The sequence below is a fragment of the Bacillus cytotoxicus NVH 391-98 genome (assembly GCF_000017425.1).
Taxonomy (GTDB): domain Bacteria; phylum Bacillota; class Bacilli; order Bacillales; family Bacillaceae_G; genus Bacillus_A; species Bacillus_A cytotoxicus.
On the sequence record NC_009674.1, the window covers coordinates 3,370,771 to 3,393,226 of the forward strand.

Sequence of the window (22,456 nt, forward strand, 5' to 3'; positions counted from 1 at the left end):
GTAGGGCTGCCCGTAACAGCCCGATTGGTGAGAGCTCATAATCAGTGGGGATGAAGAACCTCCACTGATTAAAGTTTCACTTTATTTACTTTTGTCGATATCGATGAATTACATCAACTGCCCCTGTTATTTCAATAATTGTACCCGTAATCATATCAGAATCTTCTTCGCATAAAAATGAGATGGTACGTGCGATATCTTCACCTGTTCCTGATCTACCAATTGGCGTACGCTTATCTTTCAATATGCGCGCTTCTTGAATTGTTGCTTCTTTCATCTCACCAATAATATCACCTGGGCAAACCATATTTGCTGTAATACCATATTCTGCTTCTTCATAAGCAACTGTCTTCGTTAATGAAACAAGCCCTACTTTTGCTGCTGCAAAAGCTGAACGATATATCCATCCCGGTGCACTATCGGCCCCTTGAAATCCATAATTAATAATGCGACCAAATTGATTCCTTCTCATAATTGGAACAACGAGTTTTAACAGATGAAATACCGCCGTTAAATTTCCTTGAATCATCTCATTCCATTCCTGTTCTTCATAATCCACTAATTTTTTTCGTTCAAACACATAAGGACCCGCATTATTAATTAAAAAATCGATCTTACCAAAACGCTTTGTCGCTTCTTCTACTATTTTATGTAAATCTTCTTTCTTCGTGACATCCGCTTGTATAAACTGTAGACGTTCTTCTATATGATTATACTTTTCTTTCATTTCCTCTACAGCGCTTCTGTCGCTATGGTATGTGACTGTTACAGAATGTCCATTCGCTAATAATTTCTCTGTTACTTGCTTTCCTAAACCTTTTGTACCGGCTGTAATGAGCGCGTGTCTCACAAACATGCCTCCTTTTAAATTACTATACTCCATATGTAACAAGTTCTTGCTGCAATTACAACTAAAAAGAATCAAAACAAACTTTTCAAAATTCTGTAACGTTTTTTTACGTATATTACCAGAATTTGTTTTATAATTAAGTTGTAAAGGGTTATAAAATCAATTGGGAGGAATTTACTATGACTAATACATATACAAATATTTTAATTGCTGTAGATGGTTCTAAAGAGGCTGAAAAAGCTTTTAAAAAAGCAATTCAAGTCGCGAAACGTAACAATGCGACACTAACAATTGCTCATATCGTTGATGTGAAAGCTTACTCTGCAGTGGAAGCATATAGCCGTGCGATTGCTGAACGTGCTAATCTTTTTGCAGAAGACTTATTAGAAGACTACAAAAAAACGGCACTAGAAGCAGGTCTTGAAAAGGTAGAAACTGTACTAGAATTCGGTAATCCAAAATCTAAAATTTCAAAAGAAATTGCTCCCAAACATAAAGTAGACTTAATCATGTGCGGTGCCACTGGTTTAAATGCTGTAGAGCGCTTCTTAATTGGTAGCGTCTCTGAACATATTATTCGCTATGCAAAATGCGATGTCCTTGTTGTTCGCGGTGATGAAGAGCAAGGTGAGCTTTAATTCATAAAAATAAATTAGGGTAGATAAGAGGCTTCCTCTTATCTACCCTATTTATTTTTCTACTTTAGGAATTCTGTAATCCGGATTATGCTGCTCCCAGCCATCTTGTGTATTTACATCACCATCTACCCATGTTGTACTCCTGTCGGGTAAAACTCTTTCATGGGGTGTTACATGATGAGTATTCGGATTTCCCTCTGCTATATACTCTACATCCGTTGCTTCTGGAGCTGATGTTTGCGCTACACTATCACTGTCTACCTCATCTGTAATTCCATCGGCAGCATCAATTATATCTATAACTCCTACTGAGAAGACACCTACAACTACAACTTATTTCACATATTTCACTATAAATACAAGACAAACCACGACAACAATGACAACCGCAAGTACATAAGGGGGAAAGAATTTCAAAGACCATAACACCATCATTATTGTCGCTATCGTTAAATAAGATCGCCTTGCATCTTCTGTCATTTTTTTACGAAGAACATATACAAATAACCGATTGGCGGCGTAATAAAGCAAAGAACATATATGATTTTAGATTTTAAATACCACTTTTGTTCTCCAAGTTTCTTCATATCTTCTTCTATTCTCTCATGCTCTTGTTCTTTCGCTTCTTCTATAAGCGGATCTTCCTCTCCTCCTCGCTTTTCTTCCATATAAGGAAGGAAGTGCATGAAAAAATAGTATGCAAATATCATCGCTCCAAATCCGATATTTACTCTTTCTAACGGAACATTCTCACTAAAAAAAGCAGCAATAATTACTAAAGAAAAACAATACGTTGTCATCCAAAATGAATGTTTTCTCTTTTTCCGTTCTATTTCTTTTTTATCTTGTACATGTTTTCTTTTCAAAAGCCATATCGAAATACAGCAATCTATCAAAAATAAAGTAAAGGTAAATAACGCCACGTGTACTGTTTCTACATTCTCAAATGAAAATATACTCGGGAATGCTACGTGTAATACAATTAGCGTGTATAAAATTAACCCTACCAAATAAATACGACTCATTTTCCATCCCTTTCTCATTTCCTAACATTATTTTAACATACATTTTTTAGAAATAAGCGGACAAAATATATGTGTTTAGGAAAGGAGGAGGCTAATATGGATGATTATGAACGTATTATTTTAGATGTAAATGGGAAAGAAATCGAAATGTTAGATACGATTCGCACACATTTCAAAGAAAAACATGGTGTGGAACTAAGTAACGGTGCATTACTTCGAGATTTGATGGATATTGAGTATATTCGAATTACGGAAGATCGACATAAGTACGATTAATTGATAAAACTGTCAGCCTAGAACAGATTGCTCTAGGCTGACTTACATCCACACGAAACATGTTATAATGAGGAAAAAATTGTGGAAGATATAAAAATATGCAATCGGAAAACATCTCAAAACATTTTCATACATTACATGTCCAAAGAAACCACTTCCTTCCTTATCTCCATTCACACTATCTCAAGAACAACTATGGTATCTCCCCCAGAATGAAAAATGGTCTATTGGAGAGCATTTTTATCATTTATATTTAATTGCAAGAATGCTAAAAATAGCAATTCAATTCTCTTTCACTCTTATTCCTTATGCCAAGCTCAGAAGAAATACTCCATTTGCAACTGAAATACATGACATTTATGCCGAATACAACGAAAAACACGGCAAAGGAATGAAGGTCCTTGGATTTTAATCCCTTCAAAAAAGTCTATTACTCTATGAATGTAAATGAATTAGAAACGTTACTTCCACATTTACAATTAAGTTAATTAACAGTAAAACGATGCATACTAAGTGAAACTTTAATCAGTGAGGGTTTTCTTCATCCCCCCCACTGATTATGAGCCCTCACCAATCGGGCTGCCCTAAAATAGCGGGATAAACTTCCCCCAAATTGTTATTTTACTTAAATACTAACAAAACAGAAAGCACATCAGATTTTAACAGACTGGTGTACCTTTCAACTCAATTCCTAGTAACTTCTCCCACTAATATCTTCGCTTTTTCCAACGCCTGTTCAATTTGAACAAATCCTGTCCCACCTGCACTATTACGGCGTTTTACTGCTGCATAAGGTGATAGAACCTCATATAAATCTTCTTCAAATAAAGGGCTCATTTCTTTATATGTTTCAAGCGGCACATCTAATAAATAGATTCCTTTTTTCGTGCAATGAAGAACGAGCTTGCCAACAATTTCATGCGCCTGGCGGAATGGGAGTCCTTTGTTTGCTAAGTAATCAGCGACTTCTGTTGCATTAGAAAAATCCTGCGTTACAGCCTGCCCCATGTTTTCTTTATTTACAGTCATCGTTTCTAACATACCAGCCATAATATGAAGACAGCCTTCTACCGTTTTAACTGTATCAAACATTCCTTCTTTATCTTCTTGCAAATCTTTGTTATAGGCTAGCGGTAATCCTTTCATTACTGTTAATAAACTGAATAAGTTCCCATACACTCTTCCTGTTTTACCACGGATCAGTTCCGCCATATCCGGATTTTTCTTTTGTGGCATAATGCTACTTCCCGTTGCATATCGATCGCTCATTTCAATAAATTGAAACTCCTGACTGCTCCATAAAATAAGTTCTTCACAAAAGCGTGATATATGCATCATTAACATAGATGAATTGCTCAAAAATTCTAGTATAAAATCACGATCACTTACCGCATCTAAACTATTTTCATATATCCCTTCAAAATCGAGAAGCTTTGCGCTATATGCACGATCAATTGGAAATGTTGTTCCTGCAAGAGCACCTGCGCCAAGCGGGGAAACATTTATACGTTTCAAAGAATCTTCATAGCGATTCACATCACGTTCTAACATCCAAAAGTATGCGAGTATATGGTGTGCAAAAGAAATCGGTTGTGCACGCTGCAAATGTGTATACCCTGGCATAATGGTTTCAATATTCTCTTCTGCTTGATCGACAAGAACCTTCTGCAATTGTTTTATAGCATTTATTATATCTTGTACTTTCTCTTTTAAATACAAGTGCATATCTGTTGCGACTTGATCATTACGGCTGCGACCTGTATGAAGCTTTCCTCCTACTTCGCCAATTTGTTCAATTAACATCTTTTCAATATTCAAATGAACATCTTCAGCTTCTACCGAAAAGTGTAGTTTGTTCTCTTTCGCTTCTTCTAATAAATATTGAAGGCCCTCTTTTATTTTCTCTGCTTCATCGTTTGTTACAATCCCTTGTTTCGCAAGCATCATAACATGTGCAATACTGCCTTCTATATCTTGTTTCACTAATTGTTTGTCAAAGGAGATGGATGCCCCAAACTCCTCGACCCATGCTTCTGCTTCTTCTGTAAAGCGTCCCCCCCACAGCTTACTCACGCTTCCACCTTCTTCTGATTTACTTGACTATATACCTTTGTTGGAAGACCAAATAGTGAAATAAAACCAACTGCTGCATCGTGGTTAAATTCATCATTCACTGTATAAGTCGCTAAATTCTCATCATATAAGGAATATTCTGATTTACGTCCTTCTACAATCGCGTGCCCTTTAAATAATTTTACACGCACTGTACCTGATACTGTTTTTTGTGTTTCTTGTAAAAAAGCAACAAGCGCTTGTTTTAAAGGCGAGAACCATAAGCCATTATAGATTAATTCTGTTAGTTTTTGTTCCATCATCGGTTTAAAGTGAGCTACTTCTTTTACAAGTGTTAAATCTTCAAGTTCTTTATGAGCTGTAAGTAATGTCATCGCCGCTGGGCATTCATACACCTCACGCGATTTAATACCGACAAGGCGGTTTTCTACATGATCGATACGCCCAATTCCATGCTTTCCAGCAAGTGAATTTAACGTTTTCATTAATTGTGAAAGTGAGTAAGTTGTTCCATTTAATGTTGTTGGTACACCTTCTTCAAATCCGATTTCTACAAATTCTGGCTGATCTGGTGTATTTTCTAATGGTACAGTCATTTCATACGCATCTTCTGGTGGCGCTGCCCAAGGATCTTCTAAAATTCCGCACTCATTACTGCGTCCCCATAAGTTTTGGTCAATAGAAAATGGGCTATCTAAATTAATGGGAATGGGTACATCGTTTTCTTTTGCATACGCAATTTCTTCCTCACGTGACCATTTCCATTCACGCACTGGCGCAATTACTTCTAAATATGGGTTTAATGCTTGAATCGATACTTCAAAACGAACTTGGTCATTCCCCTTACCGGTACATCCGTGTGCAACCGCACTAGCACCTTCTAGTTCTGCAATCTCAACTAGTTTTTTCGCAATTAGCGGACGAGATAATGCAGAAACAAGAGGATATTTCCCTTCATATAACGTATGCCCTTGCAAAGCCACCAATGCATATTCATTCATAAATTCTTCTTGCACATCGATCATGTACGATTTAATCGCACCTACTGAAAGTGCCTTTTCTTTTACAAACTCTAAATCTTCCCCTTCTCCTAAATCTAAACAAAGAGCGATAACATCATAATTTTTTTCTTGCAACCATTTAATTGCAACAGAAGTATCAAGGCCTCCAGAATATGCTAACACAACTTTTTTCTTCTCCATTTTATACCCCCTAAAAGAATAAATATTCATGATTACTTATAATAATCCAAACTTTATCATCTTTTTTCAAATGAATCAAGAGATATTCAAAAAAATTCTCACAATTCTATCGAACTTCTTTCTCCTTTTCGATACAATAGAAACAGAAAGTGGGGTGTCTATATGAAACCATATTTTATTTATGATGAACATCTAGGAATTGAAATACCACATTTACAAGAGGAATGGGAAGACATCCCAGAAAAGGTGCAACACACAATTCTATTAAAGTGGGAACAAATTCGCGGAAAAATACCTGATCGCATAAAAGAACTTGAATATCATATTAATCAAAAACAACATCGTCTCAATAACGAGGAAAACTTCGAGATTTCCTGTAGACTTAATTCTGAAATTGCAGACCTTGCTTCCATTATTAATGATTTATGGCTTTGGTATCGTCTTACGCAAGATGTATCTCACGGAAAAACTCATCCATAAAGGACATGTCCCGATTTACATTTGGGACATGTCCTTTCTTTTTGTCAAAAGGCAGCACACGATGCACTCGTTTTTTTCATATACTACATGATAAACCGATTCATAAGTTATGAAACTCCTTGTTGAAATAACTTGCATTATCTTACAAAAATATCGAAATGTCACACCATCATCTCAAAAAAACAATGAAATCTGTAGATTCCCTCCAATTATTGTCGGTTTCCTTACGCATACATTTTTTGAAAGTATGATATAATAGTATAAAATCTTTACAGAAAGGATTTTGATATCATGATCGCTCGAAGGAGCATGTGGCATCGAATTGATGAATCTTACACGTAGCGTATTTTTCAGCTCAGATCCTTTAGTCTAGCGAAAAAATACGAGAGTGGGGAAATTATGATTGCCCGAAGGATAATTTGGCAAAGAAAAGATTCTTCTTACACATAGCGTTTTGTTTAAGTCACACTGTTACTTGCTAAACAAAACAAAAAAGAGAATAGGATTGCTAAATAGGAAATTCTACCAAAGTTTTGTTTAGTCGTTTTTTAGGCTTAAACTAAAACGAAAGTAGGGAGAATTGATGGACGAGAGGATTATTCGTTATTTCTTCAGCGACATATAGCGTAGTTAGTTTGATGTAAACTAACTGACAGCTACTATGCGCTCGTAGTTAGTTTACAAAACGAAAAAAGACTACTAACTACGGAAAGAAGGAATAACGATGAGGAACATCCAAAGTCGACAAATTATTAAAGAAATTTTTATGGTTTTAATTGGTTCATTTATTTTATCAGCAGCACTATATCATTTTCATTTCCAAAACCACTTAACAGAAGGTGGATTTGTTGGAATTGCATTATTTATCCAAAACTTTTTTGATATTTCACCGTCGATTTCGACTGTATTAATGGATATTCCTGTCATCTTATTATGTGCTACATTTTTAGGCAAAAAGATGGTTGGCTATTCATTTCTGGGTTCGATTTCATTCGGCGTATTTTATTCTTTTATGGAGAACTACTCTCCATTTGCGGTAGATTTATCAAATCATTTATGGATTGCCGCTGTACTTGGTGGTGCGTTAGCTGGTATTGGTCTCGGTTTTATATTACGATTTGGCGGTGCAACCGGCGGAGACGATATTTTAACCATTGTATTAAGCAAAAAAACACGCTTTACAATTGGGCAAATTTTCTTCGTCTTTGACGCGATTGTTCTTGCACTTTCATTATATTATTTAAACTGGATGGAAATTGCATTTACGATTCTTTCCATTGCTGTTCAATCCAAAACATTGGACTTTATTTACTATCCAAAAGCAGAAAAGAATACCGTATCCATTCCTATGTCCAAAAAACATGCAACAAACTAAAAAGCGAAAGGCCTCGGCCTCTCGCTTTTTTTCATACACGTTTCTCTTTCTCTAATAAGTAGCGCACTTGATAAAATCTGTTTGCAAATTCGGTGACATTTCTTGTTAAACGATAATTCACAGTGGAACCAATTGCAATTCCTAGCACAGGAACACCTTGAAATAATTTACGACGAAGTGCATAAATTGAAAATGTCTTCAAAATTTGTTTAAGCACAACCTCTATTGAAGCTGGTTTTAATACCTCTTCTTCTCCTTCATAAAAGTAAGAATCTTCTTGCTCTAATTCTTGCAGTAAATTGGACCAAGCATATTGCTGTAATCTTGTTGGCAATAATGCAGCGTGAAATACTTTTAAAGCAAGCATCATTTCATACGGCTTATTCACATCATGCCCAAACGAAGTTGCAATGAGCTGCACAGCTTTTACATTTAGCGCAATCATAACAGGAAAATCCGCAGTTAATAGGAATAAACCACCTACACCAGTTGCTCCTCCTTGTACAAAAGAGTATAGTCGATGACGCGCTGTCTGTTGTTCTGCTATGTATGTTAATTGATCAATAGATAATACTTTTAAGTCATCTAAGTTCTCAATGGATTCATCAAATAATCTAGCCGTACCTAAAATACGATTGCGCGCATCTAATTGCGATTGTGAGCTTTGAATAAATGCATGAAGATGAAATAGCCAGCCATCTACTTTTGCAAAAAGGTTTGCACGCTTTTTTTTAGGTAATTTTTCTACTATTTCATACATCCATTTATCAAACATCTTTTGGAAATCAGTCGCCTCTTGCTCTATCAATTGTCTTTCCCACTCTTTTATCTCTTGTAAAATGGATTGTTCTCGCTTCGATTGCATCGCAACAATCACCTCGCTAAATTTTTTTCTATTGTAACATATTTCTGCTTTTTCTTCGCAAACTTGGTAAGTACACATATGTGAATTTCATACATAGAGACAGATTTTCAATTTCCTCACAAAAAAAGACGGAATCATGTAAGATTCCGTCTTTCTGATATATATTAACCAACATTTCCAAGACGAACAACGTCACGAGCGATCATAACTTCTTCGTCAGTTGGAATTACGATAATTTTTACTGGAGAGTGTGGGAAGCTGATAAATGCTTCTTCACCGAATACGTTGTTGCGTTTTGCATCAAAGTATACGCCCATGTACTCAAGACCTTCTAATACGCGCTCACGAATGATGGCGCTATTTTCACCTATACCAGCTGTGAAGATGATTGCGTCAACACCTTTCATGCGAGCTGCGTAAGAACCAATGTATTTGTGAATACGGCTTACGAACACATCAAGTGCTACTTTTGCACGGTGGTCGCCTTCTTCTTCTTTCGCAATAATGTCACGTAAGTCACTAGAATATCCAGTAAGACCTAACATACCACTTTTCTTGTTTAATACATTTACTACTTCTTCTACACTTTGTCCCGTTTTTTCCATGATGTATGGAATTAGCGCAGGGTCAATGTTACCAGAACGCGTCCCCATTGTTACACCAGCAAGTGGAGTGAATCCCATTGACGTATCGATAGATTTTCCACCTTCTACAGCTGCGATACTTGCACCATTACCTAAATGACAAGAAAGAAGACGTAAGCTTTCAAGTGGACGGCCTAATAATTCAGCTGCACGCTCTGTTACATATTTATGAGAAGTTCCATGGAAACCATATTTACGGATACCGTATTTCTCATAGTACTCATATGGTAAGCTGTAAAGATACGCAGATTCTGGCATTGTTTGGTGGAATGCTGTATCGAATACTGCTACTGCTGGTACGTTTGGAAGTACTTCTTGGAACGCTTTAATACCAACAATGTTTGCTGGATTATGAAGTGGTGCTAATTCGCTTAAGTCTTCAATATCTGCTAATACTTGATCTGTAATTAATACAGAGTCAGCAAATTTTTCACCGCCATGTACAACACGGTGACCGATACCGCTAATCTCATCAAGAGATTTCACGATTCCATTTTCAGTTAATTTATTAAGAAGCATATTAACTGCCACTGCATGATCTGGAATATTTGTAATTTCTTTTTGCTTCTCACCATTTACAGTAATTGTGAAAATACTGTCTTCTAAACCAATACGTTCTACTAAACCTTTTGTTAATACTTTCTCACTTGGCATTTCAAATAATTGAAACTTCAAGGAAGAACTTCCTGCATTAATCGCGATGATTTTTGACATCTAATCTTTCGCCCCTTTTTCTCTTGGTAGTTATGTGGAAAACCACAAACCGCTCGATTTTATCTCTTTAAATTCATCAAAATGAAAACGTTTCATTTTGATGAATTTTATACTCACGATTTTAATTTAAACATCGTCCGCCATATATTTCAAGTGAAAAAATTGTAACACCAAGAAAAAATATATATTACAGATTTCAAAAAAATTCAGTTTAATCTTGTGTATATTTAAATTACATACCCACCTTATAAAACTGTATTACATAAATAAATACATCTGTTACATGTTTTATGCTTTATGAGTTGCAAACCAATTATTTAATTGGCTCATCATATCCTCCATCGCCTTCACATTAGAAAACTTAGGTAATTCCACTAATAGCGCCTGTTTTGGCATTTCTATCTTTTCTCCTTTTTTTTGGAGAACAAATATACTTTTTGCATTTTTTTCGTTTTTAAACATGGAAACAGGTAGCTGTAATAGCCCTTGAATAAAACATGTTTCTTTAATAAACGCATGAAGCTTTGGCGCCTGCTCACTTTCAAAAATAAAGTTTGGCACTAAGAAAAATAAGTATCCTCCATCTTTCGTATGCTTGACACTTTGTTCAATAAATAAGTGATGCGCATAAGACATTCCTTCATCTGCTTTTAACTTATATTCACTTGAGCCAGCTTCGTTCGGATAATACCCTACTGGTAAATCACAAACAACTGCATCAACAGGATCAATATAAAGTGAAGCAAGTCCATCTTGATTGAAAAGTTCAATTGCTTTTTTTTGCAAATTCGCATTTACTAAGGCTAACTTAATGAGTAAATCGTCTACTTCTACACCAAATCCACTCATTACTACTCCGTCTTGAGCGCTATTAAAAATAGTTGTCATTAAATTTCCTGTTCCAATTGCAGGATCTAGCACAGTTATTTCTTTCTGATCCTTCATAAATTTATGGAATAAGTATCCCATAAATATTCCAACTGCATCAGGCGTCATCTCATGATTTGCTTGTATACCTTCTTTCATTCCTTTTAAGATCGCAAGCTGAAATGCTTTTCGAATTTCTTCACTTTTATATGTTTCTTCATTAAATTTACTGTATTCACGATTCAACCGTTTCATTGTTGATTCAGATAAATTTTCTTGCAAAATCGCTCCTTCAAACAAGTTATCCCCTGTTTCTACAAGCGCTTCTAAATATGTCATATCCAATTCCTTACGTAAAATTACGGTAGAAGAATCGAAAATAGAAAATAACGTTTCTACTGTTTGACTCACATATATTCCTCCTTCAGTCCATTACACATAACTTATATCATACCACAATCTAATTTTTTGCAAAAAGAAAAAGCGACCTCTTTTTTAGAGCTCCCTTTTCAAATTGAAAGCGATATGAATACTTTTTCCATTTCATCCTATATGAGAAAAAACGACCTCTTAGAAAGAGGCCGCCTCCCTTTTATCACTTCGCTGCTTTTGCTGCTTCTAATGCCGCTTCATAGTTTGGATGGTTTGTACCTTCACTTACGTATTCTACGTATACAACTTTGTCGTTGCTATCTACTACAAATACCGCGCGAGCAAGTAAACGAAGTTCTTTCATTACAACACCATATGCTTCACCAAATGAAAGGTCACGGTGGTCAGAAAGTGTTACTACGTTTTCTAAACCGTTTGCTGCACACCAGCGTTTTTGAGCGAATGGTAAATCAACGCTAATTGTTAATACTTTTGTATTTTCAATACCAGCTGCCTCTTCATTAAAACGGCGTGTTTGCGCATCGCATACACCTGTGTCAATTGAAGGGACAACGCTAATTAATTTCACTTGACCTTTATATGTTTCTAAACTTACTGGAGATAAGTCATTTGCTAATAGTTGAAAGTTTGGTGCTTGATCGCCAACTTTAACTTCTGTTCCAACTAAAGTCATTGGATTACCTTTAAAAGTTACGTTTGCCACTTAAAACTCCTCCTTTATTTAAATAAAATATGTACACTGTAAATGATAGTTTGTCCCTAGCCAGAATGCAAACAAAATTGCTTCATTTACAAAAAAATAAAGAAGCTAATCAATTGACTAGCTTCTTTTTCACTGTTAAATTTCAAATTCTGGCTCATCGCCTTTTCGCTTCTCCATCATTTCCTTCACTTTATCAACAGCTTGTGGCGCTAATTCAATTACTTTGTCAATAATATGCGTTTGCTTATCTAAATGTAACACTTTTACGCCCCCTCCATTTATAACAAGAAAGGCAACAGGATTAATGGAGACTCCTCCACCGCTCCCTCCTCCAAATGGATGGCGGCCAGAACTTTCAATCCTTCCAAACTCACTTCCACCCGCAGCAAATCCAAAACTTACTTTCGACACGGTAAGAATTACACTTCCGTCCGCTGCTTTAATCGGGTCACCAATAATTGTATTTACATCTGTCATTTGCTTTAAATGCTGCATTGCTGTTGTCATCAAACTTTGAATTGGATGATCCATTCTATATCCCCCTATGCTTGAATAGATTTTTCTGTCACACTAGATCTTTGCTTTCTCATAAAGATAAGCAACTTTATTCCTGTGATTACAGCACGATACAAATGAAAAGATGCTGTCAGTTCACACCTTGATGCAAATCCTTTCCCTTGAAAAACAGGTGTAATTTCAAAGTCTGGTATATCGACAATATGCATATATTGCCCAATGACTCCGGCAATCATCCCTTTTGTTCCCCAGGCATAACCGGTAACAATTCCAGTACTAGCTGCATCGCCTGCTCCAATTTGAGAGTGCCATTTCCAGCCATTGATTTTCACCTTTTTAAAAAAATCTTTAACGATAGTATGGATTTGTTGAAGCTTTTTTATCAGTTCTCCGATGCTATCAAGTTGTGCCATAATTTTATTTTCTATACCGCCTTCTCTTTCAGCCTTCTCAATTTTTTGACCAGTCTTTTTCTGTTGCTTTTCTATTCTTTCTAATACATCGAATGTATATTTTACCTTCCATATTTTCACTTGAAATAAACATTGCTTCTCCATCTCTGAATATAAAAACGTCACTTTAAGAGATATCTTTGACAATAATAAAAGGAAAAGAAAAATAAGAAAAATCCCAATCCCGATTGCAAGCCACTTCATTTATACCCATCCTTTCATTCCATACCCATTATCGACAAATTTATGCATCATTAAACTGCTTTCAAGAAGAATGAAAATATAAATTTTTCTAAAAACGAAAAGGGATTTTGGCTTTTTATATCGAAATATACTATTTGAACATATCGTCCAGAAAGATTTTTCTCACGAAACATAATTAGACTGCAATGGAGGGATACGCAATGGCAGATCGTCGTAATTTATTTTTCTTTTATGGTGATGACAAAACAGCTCTTATTGAAAAAATGAAGCCGATATATCATATTTTAGAGGAAAACGGCTTTACCATATTAGATCATCCAAAAAATGCAAATGCTATCGTCAGTGTTGGAGATGATGGAACCTTCTTACAAGCTGTTCGTAAAACTGGCTTTCGAGAAGATTGCCTATATGCAGGTGTTTCTGCGAAAGATGAAATTTCTTTCTACTGCGACTTCCATATTAACCATGTTGAATCAGCTCTTCAAGAGATTACAAAAAATGAAATCGAAGTACGTAAATATCCAACAATTAAAATAGATGTCGATCAAGATACATCTTTTCATTGCTTAAATGAGTTTTCTTTGCGCTCTAGCATTATTAAAACATTCGTCGTCGATGTCTACGTCGATGACTTATATTTTGAAACATTTCGGGGAGATGGCTTAGTTATTTCTACACCGACAGGTAGCACAGCTTATAATAAATCATTGCAGGGCGCTGTTGTTGATCCGCTTATCCCATGTTTCCAAATAAGCGAACTTGCCTCTTTAAATAACAACACATATCGTACACTCGGATCACCATTTATTTTAAATCATGAACGTACATTAACTTTAAAGCTCCGACCAGAGGGGAACGATTATCCTGTTATAGGAATGGATAACGAAGCGCTGAGTATTAAACAAGTCGAAAAAGCTGTTGTGTGTTTAAGCGATAAACAGATTAAAACAGTGAAATTAAAAAACAACTCTTTCTGGGAAAAAGTACAGAGAACGTTTTTATAAGTAATGAAAAGAGTGCTAGCAAATGCTCTAGCACTCTTTTGTGTTAATCTTATTTTTGATGCACAATTTTCCCGTCTATTACAACTGTTATAGCTTGAATATCTTTTAGTTCTTCTACCGGTATATGAAATATATCCCGGTCTATAATCGTAAAATCAGCTTCATATCCTCTCATAATTTTTCCGCACCTTTTCTCTTTTCCAATTGCATAAGCACTTCCCGTTGTAAATAAGGACACTGCTTCAAATACCGTTAATCTCTCTTTAGGCATATAGCATACTCCATCAATAAAACTTCTTCGCGTTACAGCACTATATATACCTAAAAACGGATTTACTTGTTCTATTGGCGCATCTGAGCCTCCATTACAATGTAAGCCTGCATGAAGTAAAGTCTTCCAAGCATATGCATAGCGAAGACGACGCTCTCCCAATTTTTCAATAACAGATGGAAAATCAGATGAAACAAACACGGGCTGAATATCAATAATAACCTGCAACTTCTTCATCCGTTCAATTAAATCCTCCCTTGCCAGTTGACAATGAATAATGCGATCACGTAATCCTTCTGCAGGACGGTATAACTCTAGTGCCTCAATGACGTACTCTAGCGACAAATCACCAATAGTATGAATCGCAACTGGCATTTGTAAGTCGCGAGCTTTTTTCACAAGATCGGCGAGCTCATTTCGCGAATAAATCGCGACACCATTGGTCTCTTTTGCATCCTCATACGGCTCGCTTAATAATGCCGTTCTCCCGCCAAAAGAACCATCAGAAAAGATTTTCATCGCACCAAATTCAATGTAGTGCGTATTCTCATATTCTTTTCGCTCATCGGCAACTTCATGATGAACGAGCAAATGTGCTTTAAAAGGCATTTCTTTTATGACATATGAAAACGCGTCATATGTTTTTTTAAAGCCTCCATAATAATTTAAATCTTCCGTATGTCCCCCTACTAGCCCATATTTCCAGCAATCACGAATAGCCACCTTCAAAGCCCTTTGTAAGTATGTTTCATTTATTTCAGGCTGAACATGTTTGATCAACTCTTGCGCTTGTTCATATAAAAGCCCCGTTAATCTACCTGAAGAATCACGACCGATTTTCCCACCTTTTGGCTCCTTTGTTTCTGCCGTTATATTGGCTTTTTTTAGTATGTATGAATTTATCCAAGTAACATGACGACAAACGCGTTTTAACAAAGTGGGATGCTCCTTTGAAATCCTATCTAAATCATGAGCATGAACGTTTTTTGTATCTGTAAAATTATTTTCATTCCACCCTTCTCCAATAATCCAAGAACCTACTGGTGTCTCTTTTACTCTTTCTGTAACAAGAGCCAATACTTCCTCATAAGATGTACACTTTGATAAATCTAATCGAAGGAGTCTTTCACCATGTCCAATTAGATGCATGTGACTATCAACAAGGCCTGGAAGCATTGTTCGCCCTTCTAAATTGTGTAACTGTTCAAATGGATAACGAATTTCTAAGTCCTGTTTTGTTCCTATATCAACAATCCTTCCGTTTTCAACATAAACCGCTTCTACTTTTTCATTCTCTTCTTCCATCGTATAAATGTTTCCGCCGTACCATAATTCCCCCATCCTTTTAACCTCCTCATCCTTTTAGCATACGAAATCAAAATGTAGAAAAAAAGCACCATTTCACATCATATGGTGCTGTTCCAATATTCATTTTGATTCGCTAAGATTGTTGACACTTACCATTCTATATTCAATATATCTTTTACTTTAACCGCAATTCCATTTCCTGTTTTCTAAGTTCAACACGTCTAATTTTTCCGGAAATCGTTTTTGGTAGTTCGTCTACAAATTCAATCTTACGAGGATATTTATAAGGTGCTGTTAATGTTTTAACATGTTCTTGGAGTAAAGGGATCAATGTATCTTCTTTTTCCTGTACATTGTCTCTTAATACGATAAATGCCTTTACGACACTTCCGCGAATCTCATCTGGGCTCGCTACTACTGCGCATTCTCTTACATATGGATGCTTCACAAGTGCATCTTCCACCTCAAATGGGCCAATTGTGTAGCCAGAACTAATAATAATATCATCACCGCGGCCTTCAAACCAAAAATAGCCGTCTTCATCTTTTTTCGCTTTATCCCCTGTAATATAGTAATCACCACGGAATTGCATTGCTGTACGTTCATCATCTTTATAATATTGTTTAAAGAGTGCCGGTGTATCAATATGAACAGCAATATCTCCCACTTCTCCAACAGATACAGGGTGTCCTTCTTCATTGATAATTTCTACTTGATTCCCCGGCGTTGGTTTTCCCATCGATCCCGGTCTTATTTCCATCCCTTTCATAACACCAATGAGCAATGTATTTTCTGTTTGACCATATCCATCTCTAACAGTAACCTGAAAGTGCTTTTGGAACGTTTCAATGACCTCACGATTTAACGGCTCTCCTGCGGATACAGCACTGTGCAATGCCTTTAAATTATATTGCTGCAAGTTTTCCACCTTGGCCATTAAACGATATTCTGTCGGCGTACAGCAAAGCACATTTACTTGGTTCTCATCTAATAGCTGTAAGTATGTTTTCGGCTCAAATTTACCGTGATATACAAATCCAGTTGCACCTGAACCGAGAGTTGCTAAAAACGGACTCCAAATCCACTTTTGCCATCCTGGACTAGCCGTTGCCCATACAATATCATTCTCTTCAATTCCAAGCCAATTCGGAGCGCTCGTCCGCAAATGTGCATACCCCCAAGCATGTGTATGAACAACACCTTTTGGGTTTCCTGTCGTTCCTGATGTATAAGATAAAAAGACCATATCTTCCTTATCCGTCTTGACAATATCTAATACATCACTTTCTGTTTCTAATGCAGTATTTAAATTCGCCCATCCATCTACTTCTTTTTCACTTAACACAAATTTTTGAAGAGAATCCATTCCCTCTATTCCTTCAAATTGTGAAATATATGGTTCATAACTTATAATAGCTTTTACTTCTCCATGTTGAATACGATATTCAATATCTTTTTTGCGAAGCATTTCAGAACTTGGAATTACAACAAATCCTGCTTTAATTGCTCCTATATATGTCATATACGCTTCGATTAAACGCGGCATCATAATAAGAAGCTTGTCCCCTTTTTGCAAACCACTTTTTATAAAAGCGTTTCCAATTTTATTTGCTCCTTTTATTAATTCAAAGTATGTAACCTCTCTTCTTGCTCCCTTCTCATCCTGCCAAATTAATGCTAACTTGTCTTTTTCATTCATATATTTCTCTATCTCTGTAACTAAATTATACGACGGTGGCGCTAATAATTCTTCTCTCTTCATCAATATCCTCCTTTGTCACTATGCCTCCCTTTTATAATAAAGAATTTTCTGTAAATTTTGAACCCTCTTCTTTTGAAAAATTTTTCATCGATGTCGAAAGGATTCTTTTGTTTTCTTCCATCAAAAAAGAAGGAGCGGATGTACCCGCTCCTTCTCAGCCATGATATATGAGATTATTTGTGGAAACCGCCTAATTGTTGTTCTGCTAAAGAAACTAGACGTTTTGTAATTTCGCCACCAACAGAACCGTTAGCGCGAGATGTTGCATCTGCTCCAAGTTGAACACCAAACTCTTGAGCGATTTCATATTTCATTTGGTCTAATGCTGATTCAGCACCAGGAACTGCTAGTTTGTTTGTGTTACGTGCCATATGGTATCACCTCCTTGTGAGTATAGAGTGTGATAAACGATATGACTTCATACACATCTAATGGTGGTAATTTATGGTTTTAGAAAAGATCTTCAAATTGATCTTCTTCTGCCTTGTCTACTGTTTGCAACACCATTGTTTCTGTATTTGCAACAGCTTGTTCAAGTAACGGTGTAAAATCATATTTTGCTTCAAAACGACTTGCCTTTTCACGCTTTGGTTTTGTCGCTGGATTTGCTGGTGTAAATACTGTACAGCAATCTTCATATGGACGAATAGAAATATCATATGTGCCAATTTCATTCGCAATTTTTATAATTTCTAATTTGTCCATTGTAATAAGAGGACGTAATACTGGATAGTTTGTCACTTCATTAATCGTATGCATACTATCTAACGTTTGACTCGCTACTTGTCCAAGACTTTCACCAGTTGTAATTGCTAACGCATTACGTTCTTCAGCAATGCGCTCCGTAATACGCATCATCATACGGCGCATCACTGTCATCGTATAACTAGATGGAATTTCCTTATTAATAGTCTTTTGCACCTCTGTAAATGGAACAAGATGAAGCGTTACACGTTTACAATATTTCGTTAGCTCTTGTGCCAAATCAATTACTTTTTGTTTTGCGCGTTCACTTGTGAACGGCGGACTATGAAAATGCACAGCCTCCACAGATACACCGCGTTTCATTGTTAAGTAAGCAGCCACCGGGCTATCAATACCGCCAGATAGAAGCACCATCACTTTGCCGCCAACACCAACAGGTAAACCGCCTGCTCCCATACGCTCATCACACATGATATAGCTATAGCCACTACGGATTTCTATACGAATATTTACATCTGGATTATGCACATCCACCATGATATCTTCCGTATTTTCTAAAACATATCCGCCGATTTCTGGCAGTAATTCCATCGTTTGCATTGGGAAATGTTTATACGAACGATGTACTGTAATTTTAAATGTTTTTACAGGTTTTTTTATTAATAAGAAAGCAGCGAGTGCACCTTTTTTAATTTCTTCTAATTCTGATGGTACTTTCATTGCTAAATTAAACTTATGGATGCCAAATACATCTTTTAAGCTCTCTGCAATTGCCTCATGATCTTCACCATTTAATTCAATATACATGCGATCATGCGTTGCATTAATTTTAATGTTTGGGAATTTTTTCAACTTAAACTTCACGTTATCTTTTAACGTACTAACGAACTTCGAACGGTTCTTTCCTTTTGTCGTCATTTCACCATAACGAACTAAAATGTGGTCATATTTCATCATATTCTCTTTACCTCATCACTTCATATAATTTTGGCAATGTCTCTTTTATAATGTCTTCAAATTGTTTTACTTCTTCCATTGTATTTTCCGGTGCTAAACTAATGCGGATCGCACTCGCAGCTACGTCATATGGCAATCCCATTGAGACTAATACACGGCTCACCTCATTTGCTTTTGAAGAACAAGCTGATTTCGTTGATACATATACTTCATGTTCCTCTAAAGCATGAACAACTACCTCTGGTTTTAACCCAACAAATGATACATTTAAAATATGAGGGGCAGCATGCTGAAGTGATGTATTAATTGTTACACCTTCCATGCTCTCAAAGAAACGAATCAATTCTGCTTGTAACGTTTGTAAATGAGTAATTTTTTCGTTCATGTGTTCCATTGTCATCCGCAGCGCCTTCACCATAGCTACAATACCAGGTAAGTTCTCTGTACCTGAACGATAGCGAAGCTCTTGCTGGCCACCTGATAAAAGCGGGTCTAACCGAACGCCATCACGTACATATAAAAGTCCTGTTCCTTTTACACTATGAAATTTATGTCCTGATATTGAACAAAGATCAATATGAGAAGCATGAAAATCAAGCGGTACTTTTCCAATCCCTTGTACATGATCCACATGAAATCTTATTTTCGGATAGTTTGTTAACAATTCACCGACCTCAGTAATCGGCTGAATTGCCCCCGTTTCATTATTGACGTGAATCATAGAAACTAAAATGGTTTCATCACGAATTGCTTGTTTTACATCTTGAACAGACACAACACCATGCTCGTTCACAGGTAAGTATGTTACCTCAAAACCAAGCTCCTCTAATTGTTTATATGCTTCAAACACAGATGCGTGTTCAATATTTGTTGTAATAATATGTTTGCCACGAGAGCGATTCTTCATCGCTATTCCTTTAATCGCAAGGTTATTTCCTTCCGTTCCACCCGATGTGAAAATAATTTCTGAAGGCTTAACATGCAGAAGCTGTGCTACAAGCGTTCTTGATTGCGTTAATAAATGTTCAGCTTCTCCTCCAAGCGAATGAATAGAAGAAGGATTTCCAAAGTATTTCCCTGCAACTGTTACATAAGATTGTAGGACTTCTGGATATGGCTTTGTCGTCGCACTATTGTCAAAATAGATCATCGTTCTTCCCCTTTCAGCGCTGTCACATCATATAATCATATCATAAATCTGTGCAATTACGCTAAACATATACAAAGGTTTGCTTTGTATCTTGAAACGAAAAGCTTTGTGTTATTCCGCTATTCATTATAACAACATCATCTGTTAATTTACACATTGAGACATAAAAAAACAAACCTCTTTTCATCAAGAGGTTTGTTCATTATCTACAAACTCAGCAATTTTTTGAACAACACCAGGTTCCAGTTGTTCTAAAACGGAAGCTGCTTGTTCTAAAGCCGCATCATATTCATATTCACGGAATAATCTCTCCGCGTTGTCTAAACTATAGGCTAAATCCATATCTTGGCTACGATAGCGATTACCATATTGAATTAATTTTTCTACTAAATATGCTTGACCAATCACATCTTGTGTTCGTTCAGATACATCATTTACAATCGCATATGCTTCCTCTAACTCGCTATTTACTACATGCATATTCAGTGGTTTTAATTCTAAGTGTCCATATACAGCCTGCATTGCTTCTTGCCCCTTTTGTAACTCTTCCATAATACTCTCTGGAAGACCTGGCAAGTTAGACTTTTGCATAAGACGTTTTGTCTCTAAAATCATATTGCGCATCTCTTGTAATTTCTCACGTGCTTCAAATTCTTCCTTACGCATTGCCTGTAGCATCTCTTTATATTCTGCATGAAGGACTTTTAACGTTTCACATTGCTCATAAATCTCTTCAAGTTCTTCACGAATAACAGAAAATGCAATATCTTGCTCTGCAACACGTAATTGCAATACTTCAAAGCGTTTCATCAAAATGTGCATTTGCTTTTCAATGATCTTTTGCGATTCAATATCTTTATCTTGTAACTGATAGCTTTGTTTCACAAACTGTGTTTCTGCTTTTGTTTCAAGCGCTTGTTCATGAATCTCTTCTAAGTCATCGTAAACACGTATCGTTTTTTGCTCCACATAATATTTCGCATGCACTTCTTTTTCTAATTGATCATATAACGTGTCTAAACGCGTCTTTAAAGCTTCAATTTTCTCTGCTGCTTCTGTAATATGAAGCTCTTGTATATCTATTAGACATGTTTGTAGTTGTTTCGTCATATCACGTACTTCTTTAGGGATTTCCAAATGATTTAAGACATAGCCTTGCTTTTTCATTTCGTCATGGCCTTGTAATAAATCTTCTAATTGTACTGGTAATGTAGCCTGACACTCTACTAATAAGTCAGGAACTTCCTGGATCATGCCTTCCAAGTTTGATAACCCTTCTTCTAAACTCATTACAATGTCTCTTGCTTTTAAATAATCACCATTCGCTGTTGCTTCCTCAAATTTTTGAAATTTGTCAGATTCGACATCTAACAACTCTTCAATCTTCTGCTCTGCCGCGCCATACATGTGACGGTGCGCAAGTACACTCTTCTTCATATTACGATATACATCGCGTAATCCATCAATTTCCGCACTATTTTTCTCATGACTCTCTAATAATTGCTGTAATTCGTTTAAAATATCCGTGATACGATTATCCGCTTCATCTAAGTTGCTAATAGCTTCATTCATCGCATACTTTGCTTTTCGGAAGGAAAATTGCGAGGCATATTTCCGTGCGCCTTCTAAATCTTTTTCGGCTTTTGGAAGAATTGTTGCTACGATTTCATCCCAGTCTTCACGCCACTTTCCAAACAACTCTTCTGTTTGCCCTGTCATATTTAAATCTTTTACCCGTTTCAATTCATCTGCAACCGGTTTATCTTTTATTTCTTGTTGCCACTGTTCCAGTGCTTCGATATCTTTATATGAACGATTTCTTATCATGAGCTCTATCATGAGTAGCACTAGAATAGAGCTTACCACAATGATAACGATCGTTAAGATAGAATCCATGCAAAAAAGCCTCCTAATTGTATCTCTATTTTTGTCCGTTCCGTTTATGAAATGGAAGGCATTATGTATAAAAAGGGAAATCCCCTATATTTAACAACTAACAATGTAATAATCATACCATGTTAT

20 protein-coding genes and 2 pseudogenes are annotated in these 22,456 nt (G+C 36.3%); 6 read left to right on the top strand and 16 right to left on the bottom strand.

Features of this window, described 5'->3' with window-relative positions; translation table 11 throughout:
* Positions 1–85 precede the first annotated feature (85 nt).
* Positions 86–883: an SDR family oxidoreductase gene (locus BCER98_RS16635; protein WP_012095759.1), complete on the bottom strand. Its 798-nt coding sequence runs from the start codon at positions 881–883 to the stop codon at positions 86–88.
* A 146-nt stretch (positions 884–1,029) separates the two neighbouring features.
* Here BCER98_RS16635 and BCER98_RS16640 point away from each other — a divergent pair, with 146 nt between their 5' ends.
* A complete protein-coding gene (locus tag BCER98_RS16640; RefSeq protein WP_012095760.1) occupies positions 1,030–1,488 on the top strand; it encodes a universal stress protein in 459 nt (152 codons plus the stop codon).
* A gap of 333 nt (positions 1,489–1,821) precedes the next feature.
* Here the strand turns inward: BCER98_RS16640 and BCER98_RS16645 are convergent.
* Positions 1,822–2,513, bottom strand: a pseudogene (locus BCER98_RS16645) (hypothetical protein).
* Between the two features lie 96 nt (positions 2,514–2,609).
* Between BCER98_RS16645 and BCER98_RS16650 the strand changes: the two are divergent.
* Both BCER98_RS16650 and BCER98_RS16655 read left to right on the top strand, forming a co-directional pair.
* Positions 2,610–2,789 (top strand): hypothetical protein, encoded by a 180-nt coding sequence (locus tag BCER98_RS16650; RefSeq protein WP_012095762.1) that lies wholly within the window; start codon positions 2,610–2,612, stop codon positions 2,787–2,789.
* A gap of 98 nt (positions 2,790–2,887) precedes the next feature.
* Positions 2,888–3,256: pseudogene (locus BCER98_RS16655) on the top strand (DinB family protein); the annotation flags it as partial.
* Between the two features lie 217 nt (positions 3,257–3,473).
* Here BCER98_RS16655 and argH read toward each other — a convergent pair.
* Positions 3,474–4,862, bottom strand: a complete 1,389-nt coding sequence (gene argH, locus BCER98_RS16660; protein ID WP_012095763.1) for an argininosuccinate lyase — start codon at positions 4,860–4,862, stop codon at positions 3,474–3,476.
* Complete coding sequence (locus tag BCER98_RS16665; RefSeq protein WP_012095764.1) at positions 4,859–6,064, bottom strand: argininosuccinate synthase; 1,206 nt, start codon at positions 6,062–6,064, stop codon at positions 4,859–4,861. The genes argH and BCER98_RS16665 overlap by 4 nt, the downstream gene beginning before the upstream one ends.
* A 162-nt stretch (positions 6,065–6,226) precedes the next feature.
* Between BCER98_RS16665 and BCER98_RS16670 the strand changes: the two genes are divergently transcribed.
* Both BCER98_RS16670 and BCER98_RS16675 read left to right on the top strand, forming a co-directional pair.
* The gene (locus tag BCER98_RS16670; RefSeq protein ID WP_012095765.1) at positions 6,227–6,544 is read left to right on the top strand and encodes a hypothetical protein; all 318 of its coding nucleotides are present in this window, start codon (positions 6,227–6,229) and stop codon (positions 6,542–6,544) included.
* A gap of 724 nt (positions 6,545–7,268) precedes the next feature.
* Positions 7,269–7,919, top strand: a complete 651-nt coding sequence (locus BCER98_RS16675) for a YitT family protein (RefSeq protein WP_012095766.1) — start codon at positions 7,269–7,271, stop codon at positions 7,917–7,919.
* A gap of 31 nt (positions 7,920–7,950) precedes the next feature.
* Here the strand turns inward: BCER98_RS16675 and BCER98_RS16680 are convergent, their stop codons facing one another.
* From BCER98_RS16680 to BCER98_RS16705, 6 genes are all read right to left on the bottom strand, one after another.
* Positions 7,951–8,784, bottom strand: coding sequence for an EcsC family protein (locus BCER98_RS16680; RefSeq protein ID WP_012095767.1), 834 nt, complete (start codon positions 8,782–8,784; stop codon positions 7,951–7,953).
* A gap of 164 nt (positions 8,785–8,948) precedes the next feature.
* The gene (gene ackA / locus BCER98_RS16685) at positions 8,949–10,142 is read right to left on the bottom strand and encodes an acetate kinase (protein ID WP_012095768.1); all 1,194 of its coding nucleotides are present in this window, start codon (positions 10,140–10,142) and stop codon (positions 8,949–8,951) included.
* A gap of 288 nt (positions 10,143–10,430) precedes the next feature.
* Positions 10,431–11,420, bottom strand: a complete 990-nt coding sequence (locus tag BCER98_RS16690) for a class I SAM-dependent methyltransferase (RefSeq protein ID WP_012095769.1) — start codon at positions 11,418–11,420, stop codon at positions 10,431–10,433.
* Positions 11,421–11,604: 184 nt separating this feature from the next.
* A complete protein-coding gene (gene tpx / locus BCER98_RS16695) occupies positions 11,605–12,105 on the bottom strand; it encodes a thiol peroxidase (RefSeq protein ID WP_012095770.1) in 501 nt (166 codons plus the stop codon).
* A 135-nt stretch (positions 12,106–12,240) separates the two neighbouring features.
* Positions 12,241–12,636 carry a GerW family sporulation protein gene (gene ytfJ / locus BCER98_RS16700; protein WP_012095771.1) on the bottom strand — a complete coding sequence of 132 codons (396 nt, stop codon included), beginning with the start codon at positions 12,634–12,636 and terminating at the stop codon, positions 12,241–12,243.
* 11 nt (positions 12,637–12,647) lie between these two features.
* Positions 12,648–13,277: a DUF2953 domain-containing protein gene (locus tag BCER98_RS16705; RefSeq protein ID WP_012095772.1), complete on the bottom strand. Its 630-nt coding sequence runs from the start codon at positions 13,275–13,277 to the stop codon at positions 12,648–12,650.
* A 200-nt stretch (positions 13,278–13,477) separates the two neighbouring features.
* On the opposite strand from BCER98_RS16705, the gene BCER98_RS16710 reads away from it, so the two are divergent.
* Positions 13,478–14,281 (top strand): NAD kinase, encoded by an 804-nt coding sequence (locus BCER98_RS16710; RefSeq protein ID WP_012095773.1) that lies wholly within the window; start codon positions 13,478–13,480, stop codon positions 14,279–14,281.
* 49 nt (positions 14,282–14,330) lie between these two features.
* On the opposite strand, the gene BCER98_RS16715 is transcribed toward BCER98_RS16710, so the two are convergent.
* The 6 genes from BCER98_RS16715 to ezrA all read right to left on the bottom strand — a co-directional run bounded on the left by BCER98_RS16715 (position 14,331) and on the right by ezrA (position 22,330).
* A complete protein-coding gene (locus BCER98_RS16715) occupies positions 14,331–15,893 on the bottom strand; it encodes an amidohydrolase (protein ID WP_012095774.1) in 1,563 nt (520 codons plus the stop codon).
* 142 nt (positions 15,894–16,035) lie between these two features.
* Positions 16,036–17,622, bottom strand: coding sequence for an acyl-CoA synthetase MbcS (mbcS, locus tag BCER98_RS16720; protein ID WP_012095775.1), 1,587 nt, complete (start codon positions 17,620–17,622; stop codon positions 16,036–16,038).
* A gap of 173 nt (positions 17,623–17,795) precedes the next feature.
* Positions 17,796–17,993 carry an alpha/beta-type small acid-soluble spore protein gene (locus tag BCER98_RS16725; protein WP_012095776.1) on the bottom strand — a complete coding sequence of 66 codons (198 nt, stop codon included), beginning with the start codon at positions 17,991–17,993 and terminating at the stop codon, positions 17,796–17,798.
* A gap of 79 nt (positions 17,994–18,072) precedes the next feature.
* Positions 18,073–19,284: a tRNA uracil 4-sulfurtransferase ThiI gene (thiI, locus tag BCER98_RS16730; RefSeq protein WP_012095777.1), complete on the bottom strand. Its 1,212-nt coding sequence runs from the start codon at positions 19,282–19,284 to the stop codon at positions 18,073–18,075.
* A 7-nt stretch (positions 19,285–19,291) separates the two neighbouring features.
* Positions 19,292–20,434 carry a cysteine desulfurase family protein gene (locus tag BCER98_RS16735; protein WP_012095778.1) on the bottom strand — a complete coding sequence of 381 codons (1,143 nt, stop codon included), beginning with the start codon at positions 20,432–20,434 and terminating at the stop codon, positions 19,292–19,294.
* A gap of 186 nt (positions 20,435–20,620) precedes the next feature.
* Positions 20,621–22,330 carry a septation ring formation regulator EzrA gene (ezrA, locus tag BCER98_RS16740; RefSeq protein ID WP_012095779.1) on the bottom strand — a complete coding sequence of 570 codons (1,710 nt, stop codon included), beginning with the start codon at positions 22,328–22,330 and terminating at the stop codon, positions 20,621–20,623.
* Positions 22,331–22,456: the final 126 nt, after the last annotated feature.